A 15,846-nucleotide genomic window follows, 5' to 3' on the forward strand; every position below is an offset into this window, starting at 1 on the left:
CGGTGGCAAGAAGTTCTACGTTCAACTAAACTGAGCGTACGAAGAAGGAGGCACCGACATGCCCGCTGTGACCGTCGAGAACCCGCTGACCCTGCCCCGTGTGGCCGCGTCCGGCGATGCCGTCGCCCGCCCCGTGCTCACCGTGACGACCGCCCCGAGCGGTTTCGAGGGTGAGGGCTTCCCGGTGCGCCGGGCGTTCGCGGGGATCAACTACAAGTACCTCGACCCGTTCATCATGATGGACCAGATGGGTGAGGTGGACTATGGAGCGGGCGAGCCCAAGGGCACGCCCTGGCACCCGCACCGCGGCTTCGAGACGGTCACGTACCTGATCGACGGGACCTTCGTGCACCAGGACTCGAACGGCGGCGGCGGCACCATCCAGAACGGCGACACCCAGTGGATGACCGCCGGCTCGGGCCTCCTGCACATCGAGGCCCCGCCGGAGTCCCTGGTCCAGTCCGGCGGCCTCTTCCACGGCCTCCAGCTGTGGGTGAACCTGCCCGCGCGGGACAAGATGATGGACCCCCGCTACCAGGACATCCGCGGCGGCCAGGTCCAGCTGCTCACCTCCCCCGACGGCGGCGCGCTCCTGCGCGTCATCGCGGGTGAACTGGACGGCCACCAGGGCCCCGGCATCACGCACACGCCGATCACGATGATCCACGCGACCGTGCGCCCCGGCGCCGAGGTCACGCTCCCCTGGCGCGAGGACTTCAACGGCCTCGCGTACGTCCTCGCGGGGCGCGGCTCGGTCGGTGCCGAGCGCCGCCCGGTCCGGATGGGCCAGACGGCCGTCTTCGGAGCCGGCTCCTCGCTGACCGTCCGCGCGGACGAGAAGCAGGACGGGCACACCCCCGACCTGGAGGTCGTGCTCCTCGGCGGACAGCCCATCCGTGAGCCCATGGCGCACTACGGGCCGTTCGTGATGAACAGTCAGGCCGAGCTCCAGCAGGCGTTCGAGGACTTCCAGAAGGGCCTGCTCGGCACGGTCCCGGCCGTGCACGGCATGTAGGCGCGGCGGCCGCGCGTACGCGACTCGGCGTACACGACGTGCGGGGCCGCACGGCCCGTGCTCGGGTAGGAGGGTGAGCACCCTTCTGCCCGAGCCCGTACGCCGTGCCGCCGCCTGGTGCGTGGTCCTCCTGCTCGTCACCGGCGTGGCCGCCGTGGCGATCTGGCTCTTCGTCACCTTCAAGGCGGCCGTCACGCCGGTCCTGCTCGCCCTGCTCGGCACCGCGCTCCTCGGGCCCGTCTACCGCTGGCTCCTGAAGATGAAGGTGCAGCGGTCGCTGGCCGCGGGCCTGACCTGCGCGGCCGTCGTCGCGGTCGTCGGCGGCGCCCTCTACATCGTCGTCAAGGCCCTGATCGACACCGGCGACCAGATCGTCGCCTCCCTGAAACAGGCTGCCACCGACCTGTCCAAGCACTTCGGGGCCGCCGGGACCTCCTTGGACGACATGGCGTCCAACGCCAAGGAACTCTTCGGCAAGTTCGGCGGGTCCGCCGCGTCCGGAGTGATCAGCGGGCTGAGCGTCGTCGGCGAGATGACCGCCATGGCCGTCCTGGCGCTGCTGCTCGTTTTCTTCTTCCTGCGCGACTCCGACCGGGCCCTTCGCTCCATCCGCTCCCTCGCCCCGGGCGGCACCGCCGACACCGTCGAGGCGATGGGCCGGCGCGCTTTCGAGGCCGTCGAGGGCTTCATGCGCGGCACCACGTTCATCGCGCTCATCGACGCCCTGTGCATCACCGTCGGGCTGCTGATCCTGCGGGTGCCGGGGGCGTGGGGGCTGGGGGCACTCGTCTTCATCGGCGCGTACATCCCCTACCTCGGGGCGTTCATCTCCGGCGCCGTCGCCGTCCTGGTCGCGCTCGCCGACCGGGGCTTCGTCATCGCGCTGTGGGCGCTCGGCGTGGTCCTCGCGGTGCAGGTCCTGGAAGGGCACGTGCTCCAGCCGGTGATCCAGTCGCGGACCGTGCAGATGCATCCGGCGGTCGTCATGCTCGCCATCGCCGCGGGCGCCTCCGTGGCGGGCATCCTCGGGATGCTGCTCGCGGTGCCGGTGACGGCGGCGGCCTTCGGGGTGATCTCCGAGCTGCGGGAGCGCTATCCGACGGGCTCCGCCGGGCCCGCGCCGTCCTCGGGGGCATCGGCCTCGGGCAGACCGGTGGAAGGCCCCGCGGCCCCCTCGTAGAGCTCGAACCAGATGCTCTTGCCCTCGCCCCTGGGGTCCACCCCCCACTCGTCGGCGAGCAGCTCCATCAGGACGAGACCCCGGCCCGACGAGGCCAGTTCACCGGGGTGGCGCTTGTGCGGCAGGTCGTCGCTGCCGTCCGAGACCTCCGCCCGCAGCCGGCGCGAGCCCGGCTCCCCGATGACCTCGGCGACGAGCAGCGCGTCGCCGTCCGTGTGCACCAGTACGTTCGTGATCATCTCGGAGACCATCAGGACCGCCGAGTCGACCTGGTCGGCGTCCGCCCAGTCGTGCAGCAGCTCCCGCACGTGGCGCCGCGCCCCCGCGATCCGCTCCGGCTCGGCCTGCGCGACCGTCAGAACCGTGCGGCGCGCGGGCGTGCGGTGCGCGGGATGCCCGGCCCTGCGCAGCAGCAGCACCGCGATGTCGTCCTCGCGGCGGTCCACCAGGGGGCCCGTGGTGTGGTGCGAGGAAGGCCCGTGCACGGCCTGCACGAGGGTGTCGGCGAGCTCTTCGAGGCCGTCGTCGCCGTTGCCCCCGTGCTCCTCCAGGATCGTGCGGATCCGCTTCCAGCCGCTGTCCAGGTCGTGGCCGCCGGTCTCGATGAGTCCGTCGGTGCAGACCAGCATCGTCTCGCCGGCCTCCAGGACGAGGCGGGTGGTGGGGTAGTCCGCGTCCGGGTCGATGCCCAGCGGCAGGCCGCCCGCCGTGGGGCGCAGCAGGACCGTTCCGTCGCTCATCCGTATCGCCGGCTCCGGATGGCCCGCGCGGGCGATCTCCAGGACGCCGGTGGCCGGGTCGGCCTCCACGTAGAGGCAGGTCGCGAAGCGCGGGTCGGCGGGATCACCGCCCGCGTCGCCGTCCGACCCGATCGTGATGCCGTCCGTGATCCCCGCCAGGAAGCGGGTCGCCCGGGAGAGCACGGCGTCCGGGCGGTGCCCCTCGGACGCGTACGCGCGCAGGGCGATCCGCAGCTGTCCCATGAGGCCCGCGGCCCGTACGTCGTGGCCCTGGACGTCGCCGATGACGAAGGCGATGCGGCCGTTGGGCAGCGGAATCATGTCGTACCAGTCGCCGCCCACCTGGAGCCCGCCGCCGGTCGGCACATACCGCGCGGCCACGGTCATCCCCGGGATGCGCGGCCCCAGCAGCGGCAGCATCGAGCGCTGGAGCCCCTCCGTCAGCTCACGCTCCGACTCGGCCACCCCGGCCCGCGACAGCGCCTGGGCCAGCATCCGGGCCACGGTCGTCAGGACGGAGCGCTCGTCCGGCGTGAACGAGACGGGGTAGGCGAAGGCCGCGAGCCAGGCGCCCATCGTGCGGCCCGCGACGGTCAGCGGCAGGAACGCCCACGACTGCCGCTCGAAGGGCCGGGCCAGCGGCCAGGTGGCGGGGTAGCGGCGGTGGTACTCCTCGGGCGAGGAGAGATAGACCGCGCGGCCCGTGCGGACCACTTCCGCGGCCGGATAGTCCGTGTCCAGGGTCATCGCGGAGAACGGCAGGTCGTCCCCCGGCTGGTGACCGTAATGCCCGATGACCTTGAGCCGGTCGCCCTCGACCCCGAAGACGCCGAGCCCGTCCGGCGAGAACCCCGGCATGGAGAGCCCGCTGGCGACCCGCAGCACCTCCTCGGTCGACCGCGCCTCGGCGAGCGCGCGCCCGGCGTCCAGGAGGAAGGCCTCCCGGGAGCGGCGCCAGTCGCCGGTGACCGGGGTGCGCGCGGCGGCGCCCGGCGGCGGCTCGCTGACCTCCTGGAGGGTGCCGATCAGCTCGTACGAGTGGGTCGCCTCGTCCACGATCGGCTTGGAGCGGCTGCGCACGATGCGCAGGACCCGCCCCTGGTCGTCCATGATCCGCAGCCGGGCCTCGGCGAGGGTGCCCTCGGCGACGGCGAGCTGGACGATGCCGTCGATCTCGTTCCAGTCGACGGGGTGGAAGCGGGAGCGCACGCCCGCCTCGGTGAGGGCCTGGGGGTGCGGCGGCAGCCCGAGGAGCCGGGCCGCCTCGGCGTCCAGCGTGACGGTGCCCGCCGTGTTGTTCCAGCGCCACAGGCCGGTGGCGATCGCGGCCAGGACGTCCCGAACGGGAGGCAGGGGCTCGTCCCCCGCCTGCTGCAAGGGATCGTCGGTGCGCATTGACCCACTTTAGGAAGATCGATGGACAAGTCGCCACCTCCGGGGACGCCGCGGAGCACCCCAGGGGTGATCCGCGGATCAATCCGGAAAGCGATCTCCGCCCGGACGGTAGCCTTGGGGACTGTCTGCTCTCTCCCCTATTCGCGAAGACTGGATGAACGAAGATGCATCGGTACAGGTCCCACACCTGCGGCGAGCTCCGCGCCTCTGACGTCGGCTCCGACGTCCGGCTGAGCGGCTGGCTGCACAATCGCCGAGACCTGGGTGGCATCCTCTTCATCGATCTGCGCGACCACTACGGCATCACGCAGCTGGTGGCCCGCCCCGGCACCCCCGCCGCCGAGACGCTCGACAAGCTCTCCAAGGAGACGGTCGTCCGGATCGACGGCAAGGTCGTCTCGCGCGGCGCGGAGAACGTGAACCCCGAGCTGCCCACCGGCGAGATCGAGATCGAGGCCGCCGAGGTCGAGGTGCTCGGCACCGCCGCCCCGCTGCCCTTCACGGTCAACGCGGACGACGGCGTGAACGAGGAGCGGCGCCTGGAGTACCGCTTCCTGGACCTGCGCCGTGAGCGCATGCACCGCAACATCATGCTGCGCTCGTCCGTGATCGCCTCGATCCGCTCGAAGATGGTGGCCCTCGGCTTCAACGAGATGGCGACGCCGATCCTCGCCGCGACCTCCCCCGAGGGCGCCCGCGACTTCGTCGTGCCCTCCCGCCTGAACCCGGGCAAGTTCTACGCGCTCCCGCAGGCCCCGCAGCAGTTCAAGCAGCTGCTGATGATCTCGGGCTTCGACCGCTACTTCCAGATCGCGCCGTGCTTCCGCGACGAGGACGCGCGCGCCGACCGCTCGCCGGGCGAGTTCTACCAGCTCGACGTCGAGATGAGCTTCGTGGAGCAGGAAGACGTCTTCCAGCCCATCGAGAAGCTCATGACGGAGATCTTCACGGAGTTCGGCAACGGCCGCGAGGTCACCTCCCCGTTCCCGCGCATCCCGTTCCGCGAGTCGATGCTGAAGTACGGCAACGACAAGCCCGACCTGCGCGCCAAGCTCGAACTGACCGACATCACGGACATCTTCGCCGACTCGGAGTTCAAGGCGTTCGCGGGCAAGCACGTCCGCGCCCTCCCCGTCCCCGACACGGCCTCGCAGTCCCGCAAGTTCTTCGACGGCCTCGGCGACTACGCGGTCGAGCAGGGCGCGAAGGGCCTGGCCTGGGTGCGCGTGGCCGAGGACGGCTCGCTGACGGGCCCGATCGCGAAGTTCCTGACGGAGGCGAACGTCGAGGAGCTCACCAAGCGCCTCTCCCTCGCCCCGGGCCACGCGGTCTTCTTCGGCGCGGGCGAGTTCGACGAGGTCTCGAAGATCATGTCGGCCGTCCGCGTGGAGGCCGCCAAGCGCGCGGGCCACTTCGAGGAGGGCGTCTTCCGCTTCTGCTGGATCGTCGACTTCCCGATGTACGAGAAGGACGAGGACACCGGCAAGATCGACTTCTCCCACAACCCCTTCTCGATGCCCCAGGGCGGCATGAAGGACCTGGAGGAGAAGGACCCGCTGGACATCCTCGCCTGGCAGTACGACATCGTCTGCAACGGCATCGAGCTGTCCTCCGGCGCGATCCGCAACCACGAGCCCGAGGTCATGCTCAAGGCCTTCGAGATCGCGGGCTACACGCGCGAGACGGTCGAGCAGGAGTTCGCGGGCATGCTCCGCGCCTTCCGCCTCGGCGCCCCGCCGCACGGCGGCATCGCCCCCGGCGTCGACCGCATCGTGATGCTCCTCGCGGACGAGCCGAACATCCGCGAGACGATCGCGTTCCCGCTGAACGGCAACGCCCAGGACCTGATGATGGGCGCCCCCTCCGAGCTGGAGGAGTCGCGCCTGCGCGAACTGAACATCCAGCTGCGCAAGCCGGTGGCGTCCGGCAAGGGCGAGACGGACAAGTAAGACCGCCCGCAAGCTGCTTGAGGGCCCGGAACCTTATGGTTCCGGGCCCTTTCGCGTGTTCGCGTGTTCGCGTGTCCGGGAGTCCGGGAGTTCGGGGTTCCGCGTGGCCGTACGCGGGTGGGGGCGGGCGGACCGGGGTCAGGCGCCCGGGACCAGCCAGGGCTCCTCCGGGAGGGGGGAGCCCGTCTCCAGGAGGGACTTCAGGTTCGAGAGGACCGCCGGCCAGCCGGAGCCGACGTCACGGCGTTCCTTCTCGTCCGCCAGGTTCTCGTGCGTCACCGTGAGGCGGACGATGCCGCCGTGCGGTGCGATGTCGAACGTCACCTGGGAGGCCTCGGCCGAGCCGGGGGGCGTGCCGGGGTACGACCAGGTCGTCACCAGGCGGGTCGGGGGCGTGCTTTCGAGCACCTCGCCCACCACGTCCGCGATGCCCGAGCCGTCCGTGCGGCGGTGCTCCCAGGGGGAGCCCTGCTGCCAGTCGGAGACGTTGGAGTGGCCCCAGTACGCGGCCGTGAGGTCCGCGTCGGTGAGGGCGTGCCAGACCTTCTCCGGGGTGCTCTCGATGTAGGTGACGTAGACGTACGACGGTTTCGCCGCGTCGGCGGTCTTCAAGTCGGTCGAGGTGACTGAGGTGTCCGAGGTGTCCGAGGTGTTCGTCGGGTCCGAAGCGTTCGTGGGGCTGGTGGTCATGGCGGCCTCCGCCGTGCGGGTCAGGGCGCTGAGCGCGCGCAGACGTGGGTGCTCGAACTTGTCGATCCAGCGCTCCTGTATCTCGTGGAGCGGCACCGGGTTCAGGTAGTGGAGTTTCGTCCGGCCCCGCCACACCGTGCTGATCAGGTTCGCGGCCTCCAGGACGGCCAGGTGCTGGGTGGTGGACTGTCGCGTCATCTCGACGCGCTCGGCCAGCTCACCCAGCGTCTGGCCGTTGTTGCCGCGCAACTGGTCAAGGAGATAGCGCCGCGTGGGGTCGGCCAGGGCCTTGAAGACCTTGTCGACCCCGGCGGCGGCCGTCTCGGGGCGCGGGCCGGTGCTGCTGTCGTTCACCCCTCCATCATGCAGGCATTTGCCTGCATGTCCAACCCGTGGGACCGAATCGCCTAAGCCCCCGCCGCCCGCCCGTCGTGGCGGACGGACTCCTCGATCATGTTCAGCAGGACCCTGCGCAGGGGGATCGGATCGCCGCCGGATCTGCGCGGACCCGCCGGGTCCAGCGATCGCGCCGCCTCCACGATCCGCCGCGCGCGCTCACGGTCGTCGTCGGTGCAGTACCCCACCCGGACCTCCTCGCCCATCGTGCGGCGAGTCTGGCAGCCGGCACTGACAATGGGGTCCGGTGCCGGTGTCCTGCCTGGTGTCCTGCCTGCTCAGTGCGTTCAGTGCGTTCAGTGCGTTCAATGCGCGGGTGTCGCTGCTCCCGCCTTCGTTCCCAGCAGTTCCACGATGCTGGAGAAGCTGTCCGCCGCGTGGCCCGCGTCCATCCCGCGCCGGAACAGGTCCGCCACGGCCGACGGCAGTGCCGCGTCCACGCCCGCGTCGGTGTGCGTGTCCACCACGTGTTCCATGCTCGCCAGGCCCATCGCCAGGCGGTCCACGTCCCCCGCGTGGTTCCCCGCGTCGATGCGCGACGTGTAGAAGGACAGGAACTCCGGCATCCCGGTCATGTTCTCGGAGGCGTACGGCAGGATGTCCGCCGCCGTCAGGCCGTTGGCCTTCGCGAGGGCGATCGCGTACCAGTAGCTGGAGATGCTCGTCCAGAAGATGACCATGTTCAGCTGGTACATCAGCGCCGCCAGGCCCGCGTCCTCACCGCGGTAGTCCGTCTCTCCCGTGAGGACCTCCAGGGTCGCGCGATGCTTGTCGTACGCCTCTCGCGGGCCGCTGTAGAACGTCGAAGACCCGGGCTTCCCGATGCCCGAAGGCGGTACGAGGACGCCGCCCGTGAGGTGCGCGGCGCCGTGCCCCGCGGCCCAGTCCGCCGCCTCGCGCGCCTTCTTCGGGGTGTCCGAACTGAGGTTGACGATCACGCGTCCCGCGAGGACCGCTGCCGCCGGTTCCAGGACGGCGTACATCGCGGTGTAGTCGGTGAGGCTCAGGATCACCAACTCGTTGGCGGCGACGGCCTCCTGGGGAGTGGCGGCGAGGATCGCGCCCCGCGCGACCAGGTCGTCCGCGCGGGACGCGGTGCGGTTCCAGAGGGTGACCTGGTGGCCGGCGTCGAGCAGGGCCGAGGCCATCGCGTGACCCATGGGGCCGAGCCCGATGAGGGTGACCGGGGCGGGGTTCGTGTTCGGGGTGGCGTTCGCGGTCGTGCTCAGGGTCGTGTTCGCGTTCGGGGTGGCGTTCATGGTTTTTCCTCCAGGGTTTCCGGGGCGTGGGTGTGCGTCCCGGGGCTGTTCCCGAGACTGCTTCCCGGGCTGTAACGAGCGTTCTATTTAGCGCGTCGGGCACAACGTAGCACGTCTCTGGAACGAACGCTCTAACTAATTGCGGGGTAAGCTGACCGGCATGCCCCAGACCAGCGCAGCCGCAACGCCCGGCACCCGCGACCGCATCGTCATCGCCGCCGCCCGGCTGCTCCAGCGGCAGGGATACGTCGGCACCGGGATCAAGCAGATCGCGAAGGACGCGGAGGCCACCCTCGGCTCCGTCTACCACTTCTTCCCCGGCGGCAAGGAAGCCGTCGCGGTGGCCGCGATCACCCACAGCGGCGAGGAGTTCGCCGTCCTGCTGCGCGACGCCCTGGGCAAGGCGGACACTCCCGGCGCCGCCATCGAGTCCTGCGCGGCGGAACTGGCCGTGGGGCTGCGGGAGTCGGGCTGGGTCGACGGCTGCCCCGTCACCGCGGCGGCCCTGGAGACGCTGGGGACGGACTCGGAGATCCAGCGGGTGTGCGCGGCCGCGCTGGCCAGTTGGGAGCGCCTGGTCGAGGGGAAGCTGCTCGGCGCGGGCTTCGCCGCCGAGGACGCGCGCGAACTGGCGACCACCGTGATCAGCGCCCTGGAGGGCGCGGAGGTGACCGCCCAGGTCAGCCGCAGCGAGGAGCCGCTGCGGGCCGTGGGACGTCAGCTGGCACGGCTCGTGAGGTCGTACGAGCGGTGAGCGGGCCTGAGTGAGCGGGGGGAGCCGACGGGTTCGGCGGACTCGGAGGGTTCCGCGGACACGGCGGACTCGGCGGATTCTTCGGATACGGCGGAATCTGCGGATTCGGCGGATACGCCAGGCCGAATGAAGACGCCCGCCGGGCGGTGGTTCGCTCGGCGGGCGCGCAGTGGCGGTGTATCGGATGTGGCGTGGTGTATCGGATGAGGCTGGTGTATCGGGTGGAGCCCGGGCGGTGTTGTTGAAACACGTCGCCCGTGGCTCATGAAGACACGCTCAGTTGTTGAATCGCGTTGCGACTCGACTGCACTGACCGCTCAGACGGCCGGGCTGTGCGAGGCCTCCGCGGCCGTCGCCTCTGCCCATTCGGCCACGAGCTTTTCGTACTCCAGGTGTTGTTCGGGGCGAAGATATCCGCCCGTCCGCAGCCAGAGCGCGCGTATCTCCTCGTTCACCTCGGCCGCTGGGCGCGGCCGGTCGGGGGTTCGGGGAGTCGTGGTCATACAGTGAAGCGTACGTACGAAGATGTGAAGACGGCGTGAGTTCTGGTCGAATGTGATCGGTATCGCTATGTGACCCGCATGATTCAGCCAAGTCGGGCAAGCAGAAGGGGCCCGCGAGATGAATCGCGAGCCCCTTCACGGCAGTTCGAGAGTGCTACGACTGCTTCGGCTCCTCCAGGCGCGGGAACAGCACCGCACCCTTCGTCACCGTCGCCCCCACCGGCAGCTGACCCCACGTACCGGCGTCCTGGACCCTCTGCGCGGCGAGCGCGCCCAGCGAGGCCTCGGCCCCGAGCGAGTCCCACAGCTTCTGCGAGGTCTCCGGCATGATCGAGTTCAGCAGGACGGCCACCGCGCGCAGCGACTCCGCCGCCGTGTAGAGGATCGTCGCCAGGCGGGCCTGGCCCTCCGGCGACTCGTCCTTGGCCACCTTCCACGGCTCCTGCTCCGTGATGTAGCCGTTGACCTGCTTGACGAAGGCGAAGACCGCCAGGATGCCGCCCTGGAAGTCCAGCTCCTCGCCGATCTTCCGGTCGGCCGCGGCGACCGCCGTGGCCAGACCCTCCTGGACCGCCTGCTCCGCCGGGCCGACCGCCGTCGCCTCGGGGAGCGCGCCGCCGAAGTACTTGCCGACCATGGCCGCCACGCGCGAGGCGAGGTTGCCGTAGTCGTTGGCGAGCTCGCTGGTGTAGCGGGCGGTGAAGTCCTCCCACGAGAACGAGCCGTCCTGGCCGAACGCGATGGCACGCAGGAAGTACCAGCGGTACGCGTCCACGCCGAAGTGCGAGGTGAGGTCCTGCGGCTTGATGCCCGTCAGGTTCGACTTCGACATCTTCTCGCCGCCGACCATCAGCCAGCCGTTCGCCGCGACGCGGCCCGGCAGCGGCAGGCCCTGCGCCATCAGCATGGCGGGCCAGATGACCGCGTGGAAGCGGAGGATGTCCTTGCCGACCAGGTGGACGTCGGCGGGGAAGGTTGACTTGAACTTGTCCTCGTCGGCGCCGTAGCCGACGGCCGTGGCGTAGTTGAGGAGGGCGTCGATCCAGACGTAGATGACGTGCTTGTCGTCCCACGGGACCTTGACGCCCCAGTCGAACGTCGAGCGCGAGATCGACAGGTCCTGGAGGCCCTGCTTGACGAAGTTCACGACTTCGTTGCGCGCCGACTCGGGCTGGATGAAGTCGGGGTTCGCCTCGTAGTGGGCGAGGAGCTTGGGGCCGTACTCGCTGAGCTTGAAGAAGTAGTTCTCCTCCTTGAGGAGCTCCACCGGCTTCTTGTGGATGGGGCAGAGCTTCTGCCCCTCGAACTCGCCGCCGGCCTCGCCGTCGATGAGGTCGCCGGGGAGTTTGTACTCCTCGCAGCCCACGCAGTACGGGCCTTCGTATCCGCCCTTGTAGATCTCGCCCTTGTCGAAGAGATCCTGGACGAACTCCTGCACGCGGTCCGTGTGCCGCTTCTCCGTCGTGCGGATGAAGTCGTCGTTCGCGATGTTCAGGTGCTCCCAGAGAGGCCGCCAGGCCTCGTCCACGAGCTTGTCGCACCACGCCTGGGGCGTGACGTTGTTCGCCTCGGCAGTGCGCATGATCTTCTGACCGTGCTCGTCCGTGCCGGTGAGGTACCACACCTTCTCGCCGCGCTGACGGTGCCAGCGCGTGAGCACGTCCCCTGCAACGGTCGTGTAGGCGTGGCCCAGGTGAGGAGCGTCGTTGACGTAGTAAATGGGGGTCGACACGTAAAACGCCTTTGCGCCTTCGCTCGTCCCCTGCTTCTCGGATCCAGTGGCCGCCATGGTCGAAATCCTAACGGCCCCGGAGCGGGCGGTTCACCTCGATTCCAGGGGGTGGACCGCCGGGGTGGACCCCGATGGGCCCACCCCTGGGAATTTCGGGACTACGGGCGCCAGGCGGCCAGCAGGCCCTCGTACAGCTCCGCGTCCGTGAGCTCGCGGGGGGTGGGGCCCGCGTGGAAGAAGGCGGCGTTCTCCGCCTTCAGCTTGCGGAGGTAGTCGAAGCCCTTCGCCTCGTGCTCGCCGAACGCGACGAACTGGAAGAAGAGGGGGTGCTTGGCCGCGTCCGCGAGGGCCTGGTTGGCGGGGCCCTTCGCATCCGGGGGGCCGTCCGTCTGGAAGACGACGAGGGCGGGCTCGCCCTTGTGCTCCGACTCCTCGTAGTGGGCCACGACCGCTTCGATCGCCGCGTGGTAGCTGGTGCGGCCCATGCGGCCCGCCGCGGCGTGCAGCTCGTCGACCTTGCCCTCGTGCTCGGGGAGCGTGAGGGTGCCGGTGCCGTCGATCTCCGTCGAGAAGAGGACGACGTGGACGGCGGGGGCCTCGGGGTCCGGGGCGGTGTGGGTGGCCAGGGCCAGGACCTGCTCGCCCAGGCTCTGGGCGGAGCCGTCCTTGTAGTACGGGCGCATGGAGCCGGAGCGGTCCAGTACGAGGTATACGGGGGCGCGGGTGCCGGTGAGGTCCCTCTTCTCCAGGGCGGCGGCGGCCGCCTTGTAGGCGGAGGCGAGGCCGGGGGCCCGATTCTTCAACTTGGCCACAGAGAGAACCGGCTTCGCCGGAGCAAGGGGAGACTCCGCCACCACGGGGGTCTCCGGCTCCGCCGGGGCAGCGGGGGCGTCCGGCGCCTCCTGCGCCACGGGGGTCTCCGGCTCCGCCGGGGTGGCTTCGACTTCGGCCTTGTCCTCGGCGAGGGGGGTCTCCGGCTCCGCCGGGGCAGCGGGGGCGTCCGGCGCCTCCTGCGCCACGGGGGCGTCCGGCTCCGCCGAGGTCACGGGTACTTCCGCCGCTTCATCGGCACCCGGCGTCTCGGGCTGTGCCCACCCGTCCCGCCCAGCGGGACGATTGCCCACAGCGGTAACGGACTCGTCGGCCGCGGTCACAGCGGCGGCGGCCTCTTCGACGGGCTCAGCTTCGGGGGTGGGGGTGTCTTGTTGTGGGCATTCGTCCCGTTGGGCGGGACGGGTGGGCACAACTGACGGTTCCGGGGCAGCGGCGTCAGCGACAACCGCCGTCGGCTCGGCCGCGGGCTCCGGGGCAACGGTCTCGGCTTCGGGGGCCTCGGGCTCCGGGGTAACGGTCTCCGCCTCGGGGGCCGCAGGCTCCGGGGCAACGGTCTCGGCTTCCGGGGCCGCAGGCTCCGGCTCCGGGGTAACCGTCTCCGCCTCGGGGGCCGCAGGCTCCGGGGTGACCGTCTCCGCCTCGGGGGCCGCAGGCTCCCGCTCCGGGGCCACCGTCTCAGCCTTAGCCGCAGGCTCTCGCTCCGGGGAAGGGGACGGGACCGAGACGCGGTCCCTGTCGAACGCCGCCGCCACGAGATCATCCACCGCCGAAGGCGAAGGCTCGGACGAAGGAGACGGCACCGTCGCCTTCGGCTCGGCCACCGGAGGCACCCGTTCGGAGGAAGGCGCCGGCACCGTCGCAGAGGAAGCGGCAGCCTCCGGGGTCTCCGGAGTCTCCGGGGTCTCCCGGGCCTCCGAACGCTCCGAAGCCTCCGGAGCCACCGCCCCAGGCTCCGAAGCCCGCTCCTGCTCCCCCTTGCGTGAAGACCGTCCGAACGCGTTCCGCAGGACACTCAGAATGCCCATGGGTGCACCCCTTCGCGTGAGTTGATTCCCGATAACCCCTGGCCAGGGCGGACACGTAAGGTTAGCCGCCGCCATACGCGATCTTCGTGAGGGTCGCCCAAGCGTCACCCTTACCGCGCACACGCAGCTCAACTGCCCTCTGTGCGCCCGCGATTCACCTCCCGTTCACCCTCAGGCCGTCGCCCTGCCGACCTCCGCGCCTAGCGTCACGGCGGAATCAAGCCATACCCAGGGTCACGCCCGTGCCACGCCACACAACGGAGGAACCGTGCGCAAGCTGCTGCCGATCATCACCTCGCATCAGGGGAGCGGCGCCCGTTCCGCCCTGACCTGCCGGTTCCGTTGTGGTGATGCCTGCTTCCACGAGGTGCCCAACACCAGCGACAACGAGTACGTCGGCGACGTCATAGCGGGGGCGCTCAGCCGCCGCTCCATGATGCGGGCCGCCGCGGTCGTGACCGTGGCGACCGCCGCGGGCGGCGCCGCCCTCGCGGGCCCCGCCCCGGAGGCCGCGGCCGCGACCGGGAAACCCGCGGTCCCGACGAGCAACAAGAGCAAAAAGGGGGCGCGCGGTCTCCGCTTCACGCCCGTCGCGCCCAACACCGCCGACTCCGTGACGATCCCGGACGGTTACGCCCAGAACGTCGTCATCCGCTGGGGCGAGCCCATCCTGCGCGGCGCCCCGGCCTTCGACGCCGACCACCAGACCGCCAAGGCGCAGGCCGGGCAGTTCGGCTACAACAACGACTTCCTCTCCCTGCTGCCGCTGCGCCGCGAGCGCGGGCGCCAGGTCCTCGTCGCCAACCACGAGTACACCGACGAGATCCTGATGTTCAAGGGATACGACGCCGCCAACCCCACCCGCGAGCAGGTCGAGATCGCCTGGGCCGCCCACGGCCTCTCCGTCGTGGTCGTCGAGGAGGAGCGCAGGAGCGGCAAGCTGACCGCCGTCACGCGCCACCAGCTCAACCGCCGCCTCACCGTCACCAGCCGCTTCCGGCTCACCGGACCCGCCGCGGGCAGCGAGTACGTCCGTACGAAGGCCGACCCGCGTGGCACCACCGTGCTCGGCACCCTCAACAACTGCGCCGGTGGCACCACCCCCTGGGGCACGACGCTGCACGGCGAGGAGAACTTCAACCAGTACTTCGCCAACGCCGAGAAGGTCACCGAGCCGACCGCCGCCGCGCGCCTCAAGCGCTACGGCGTCATCGGCGCCGCCTCCGAGCGCAAGTGGGAGCGGTTCGACGACCGCTTCGACCTGGCCAAGGAGCCGAACGAGGCCAATCGTTTCGGCTGGGTCGTGGAACTCGACCCGTACGACCCGGACTCGACCCCGCGCAAGCGCACCGCGCTCGGCCGCTTCAAGCACGAGGCCGCGCAGCCGCGCCTCACGCACGACGGCCGCCCCGTGGTCTACATGGGCGACGACGAGAAGTTCGACTACTTCTACAAGTTCGTCGGCAGCAAGCGCGTCGCCAAGGGCAGCTCCCGCGCCGCGCACGAGCACAACCTCACGCTCCTCGACGAGGGCACCCTCTACGTCGCCAAGCTCACCGGCGACTCTCCCGCGGGCGAGATCGACGGCACCGGCAAGCTGCCCGCCGACGGCGAGTTCGACGGCAGCGGTGTCTGGATCCCGCTGGCCACCGCGGGCCCCAAGGGCCACGCCGTCTCGCACGTCGACGGCATGACCGCCGAAGAGGTGTACGTCTTCACGCGCCAGGCCGGTGACAAGGTCGGCGCCACGAAGATGGACCGCCCCGAGGACATCGAGCCGTCGCCGCACACCGGCAAGGTGTACGTCGCGCTCACGAACAACTCCGACCGCGGCAAGGCGGGCAAGGCCCCGGCCGACGAGGCCAACCCGCGCAACCTCAACAAGCACGGGCAGATCCTGGAGCTGACCGAGCGCTTCGGCCGCGCCGAGTCGACGACGTTCGCCTGGTCGCTCTTCCTGGTCGCGGGCGACCCCGAGGACCCGGCCACGTACTTCGCGGGCTTCCCGAAGGACAAGGTCAGCCCGATCTCCTGCCCGGACAACGTCGCCTTCGACCCGCACGGCAACCTGTGGATCTCGACGGACGGCAACCAACTGGGCTCGCACGACGGTCTGTTCGGCGTCGCGACCAAGGGCGACCGGCGCGGTGAGCTCAAGCAGTTCCTGACCATGCCGAACGGCGCGGAGACCTGCGGACCGCTCGTCCAGGACCGCCGTGTCCTCGTCTCCGTGCAGCACCCGGGCGAGATCGACGGCGCGTCCGTCGAGAAGCCCGCGAGCGCGTGGCCCGACGGCCCCGGCAAGATCGTCCGCCCGTCGGTCGTCTCCGTCTGGCGCAAGGACGGCGGCGACATCGGCGTCTAGCGGTACGGC

General features: G+C 70.5%; 12 protein-coding genes. 5 read left to right on the forward strand and 7 right to left on the reverse strand.

Features of this window, described 5'->3' with window-relative positions; translation table 11 throughout:
* Nucleotides 1–58 precede the first annotated feature (58 nt).
* Nucleotides 59–1,015, forward strand: coding sequence for a pirin family protein (locus tag QBL25_RS22020; RefSeq protein WP_409058739.1), 957 nt, complete (start codon nucleotides 59–61; stop codon nucleotides 1,013–1,015).
* A 73-nt stretch (nucleotides 1,016–1,088) separates the two neighbouring features.
* Nucleotides 1,089–2,195, forward strand: coding sequence for an AI-2E family transporter (locus QBL25_RS22025; RefSeq protein ID WP_409058740.1), 1,107 nt, complete (start codon nucleotides 1,089–1,091; stop codon nucleotides 2,193–2,195).
* On the opposite strand, the gene QBL25_RS22030 is transcribed toward QBL25_RS22025, so the two are convergent.
* Complete coding sequence (locus tag QBL25_RS22030; RefSeq protein ID WP_409058741.1) at nucleotides 2,108–4,330, reverse strand: SpoIIE family protein phosphatase; 2,223 nt, start codon at nucleotides 4,328–4,330, stop codon at nucleotides 2,108–2,110. The two genes, QBL25_RS22025 and QBL25_RS22030, sit on opposite strands and share 88 nt — an antisense overlap.
* Before the next feature lie 164 nt (nucleotides 4,331–4,494).
* Here QBL25_RS22030 and aspS point away from each other — a divergent pair, with 164 nt between their 5' ends.
* Nucleotides 4,495–6,279: an aspartate--tRNA ligase gene (aspS, locus tag QBL25_RS22035; protein WP_409058742.1), complete on the forward strand. Its 1,785-nt coding sequence runs from the start codon at nucleotides 4,495–4,497 to the stop codon at nucleotides 6,277–6,279.
* Between the two features lie 138 nt (nucleotides 6,280–6,417).
* Here the strand turns inward: aspS and QBL25_RS22040 are convergent, their stop codons facing one another.
* From QBL25_RS22040 to QBL25_RS22050, 3 genes are all read right to left on the reverse strand, one after another.
* Nucleotides 6,418–7,323, reverse strand: coding sequence for an ArsR/SmtB family transcription factor (locus tag QBL25_RS22040; RefSeq protein WP_409058743.1), 906 nt, complete (start codon nucleotides 7,321–7,323; stop codon nucleotides 6,418–6,420).
* 53 nt (nucleotides 7,324–7,376) lie between these two features.
* A complete protein-coding gene (locus QBL25_RS22045) occupies nucleotides 7,377–7,571 on the reverse strand; it encodes a DUF664 domain-containing protein (protein WP_409058744.1) in 195 nt (64 codons plus the stop codon).
* A 99-nt stretch (nucleotides 7,572–7,670) separates the two neighbouring features.
* Nucleotides 7,671–8,624 (reverse strand): NAD(P)-dependent oxidoreductase, encoded by a 954-nt coding sequence (locus QBL25_RS22050; RefSeq protein ID WP_409058745.1) that lies wholly within the window; start codon nucleotides 8,622–8,624, stop codon nucleotides 7,671–7,673.
* Nucleotides 8,625–8,784: 160 nt separating this feature from the next.
* Between QBL25_RS22050 and QBL25_RS22055 the strand changes: the two genes are divergently transcribed.
* The gene (locus QBL25_RS22055; RefSeq protein WP_409058746.1) at nucleotides 8,785–9,378 is read left to right on the forward strand and encodes a TetR/AcrR family transcriptional regulator; all 594 of its coding nucleotides are present in this window, start codon (nucleotides 8,785–8,787) and stop codon (nucleotides 9,376–9,378) included.
* Nucleotides 9,379–9,695: 317 nt separating this feature from the next.
* On the opposite strand, the gene QBL25_RS22060 is transcribed toward QBL25_RS22055, so the two are convergent.
* The 3 genes from QBL25_RS22060 to QBL25_RS22070 form a co-directional block, all read right to left on the reverse strand.
* The gene (locus tag QBL25_RS22060) at nucleotides 9,696–9,881 is read right to left on the reverse strand and encodes a hypothetical protein (protein ID WP_409058747.1); all 186 of its coding nucleotides are present in this window, start codon (nucleotides 9,879–9,881) and stop codon (nucleotides 9,696–9,698) included.
* Nucleotides 9,882–10,035: 154 nt separating this feature from the next.
* Nucleotides 10,036–11,670, reverse strand: coding sequence for a methionine--tRNA ligase (gene metG, locus QBL25_RS22065; RefSeq protein ID WP_409058748.1), 1,635 nt, complete (start codon nucleotides 11,668–11,670; stop codon nucleotides 10,036–10,038).
* Between the two features lie 101 nt (nucleotides 11,671–11,771).
* Nucleotides 11,772–12,659, reverse strand: a complete 888-nt coding sequence (locus QBL25_RS22070; protein WP_409058749.1) for a VWA domain-containing protein — start codon at nucleotides 12,657–12,659, stop codon at nucleotides 11,772–11,774.
* Nucleotides 12,660–13,740: 1,081 nt separating this feature from the next.
* Between QBL25_RS22070 and QBL25_RS22075 the strand changes: the two genes are divergently transcribed.
* Nucleotides 13,741–15,837, forward strand: a complete 2,097-nt coding sequence (locus tag QBL25_RS22075) for a PhoX family protein (protein WP_409058750.1) — start codon at nucleotides 13,741–13,743, stop codon at nucleotides 15,835–15,837.
* The last annotated feature ends 9 nt before the right edge of the window (nucleotides 15,838–15,846 follow it).

Origin of the sequence: Streptomyces sp. SYP-A7185 (assembly GCF_046103685.1) — a bacterium.
In the GTDB taxonomy this organism is placed as follows: domain Bacteria; phylum Actinomycetota; class Actinomycetes; order Streptomycetales; family Streptomycetaceae; genus Streptomyces.

What these genes read in the sequence shown, in the direction of transcription:
- QBL25_RS22020 (WP_409058739.1), top strand. Translation starts at nt 59, where the DNA reads ATGCCCGCTGTGACCGTCGAGAACCCGCTGACCCTGCCCCGTGTGGCC.
- QBL25_RS22030 (WP_409058741.1), bottom strand. Translation starts at nt 4,330, where the DNA reads ATGCGCACCGACGATCCCTTGCAGCAGGCGGGGGACGAGCCCCTGCCT.
- aspS (WP_409058742.1), top strand. Translation starts at nt 4,495, where the DNA reads ATGCATCGGTACAGGTCCCACACCTGCGGCGAGCTCCGCGCCTCTGAC.
- QBL25_RS22045 (WP_409058744.1), bottom strand. Translation starts at nt 7,571, where the DNA reads ATGGGCGAGGAGGTCCGGGTGGGGTACTGCACCGACGACGACCGTGAG.
- QBL25_RS22050 (WP_409058745.1), bottom strand. Translation starts at nt 8,624, where the DNA reads ATGAACGCCACCCCGAACGCGAACACGACCCTGAGCACGACCGCGAAC.
- QBL25_RS22055 (WP_409058746.1), top strand. Translation starts at nt 8,785, where the DNA reads ATGCCCCAGACCAGCGCAGCCGCAACGCCCGGCACCCGCGACCGCATC.
- QBL25_RS22060 (WP_409058747.1), bottom strand. Translation starts at nt 9,881, where the DNA reads ATGACCACGACTCCCCGAACCCCCGACCGGCCGCGCCCAGCGGCCGAG.
- metG (WP_409058748.1), bottom strand. Translation starts at nt 11,670, where the DNA reads ATGGCGGCCACTGGATCCGAGAAGCAGGGGACGAGCGAAGGCGCAAAG.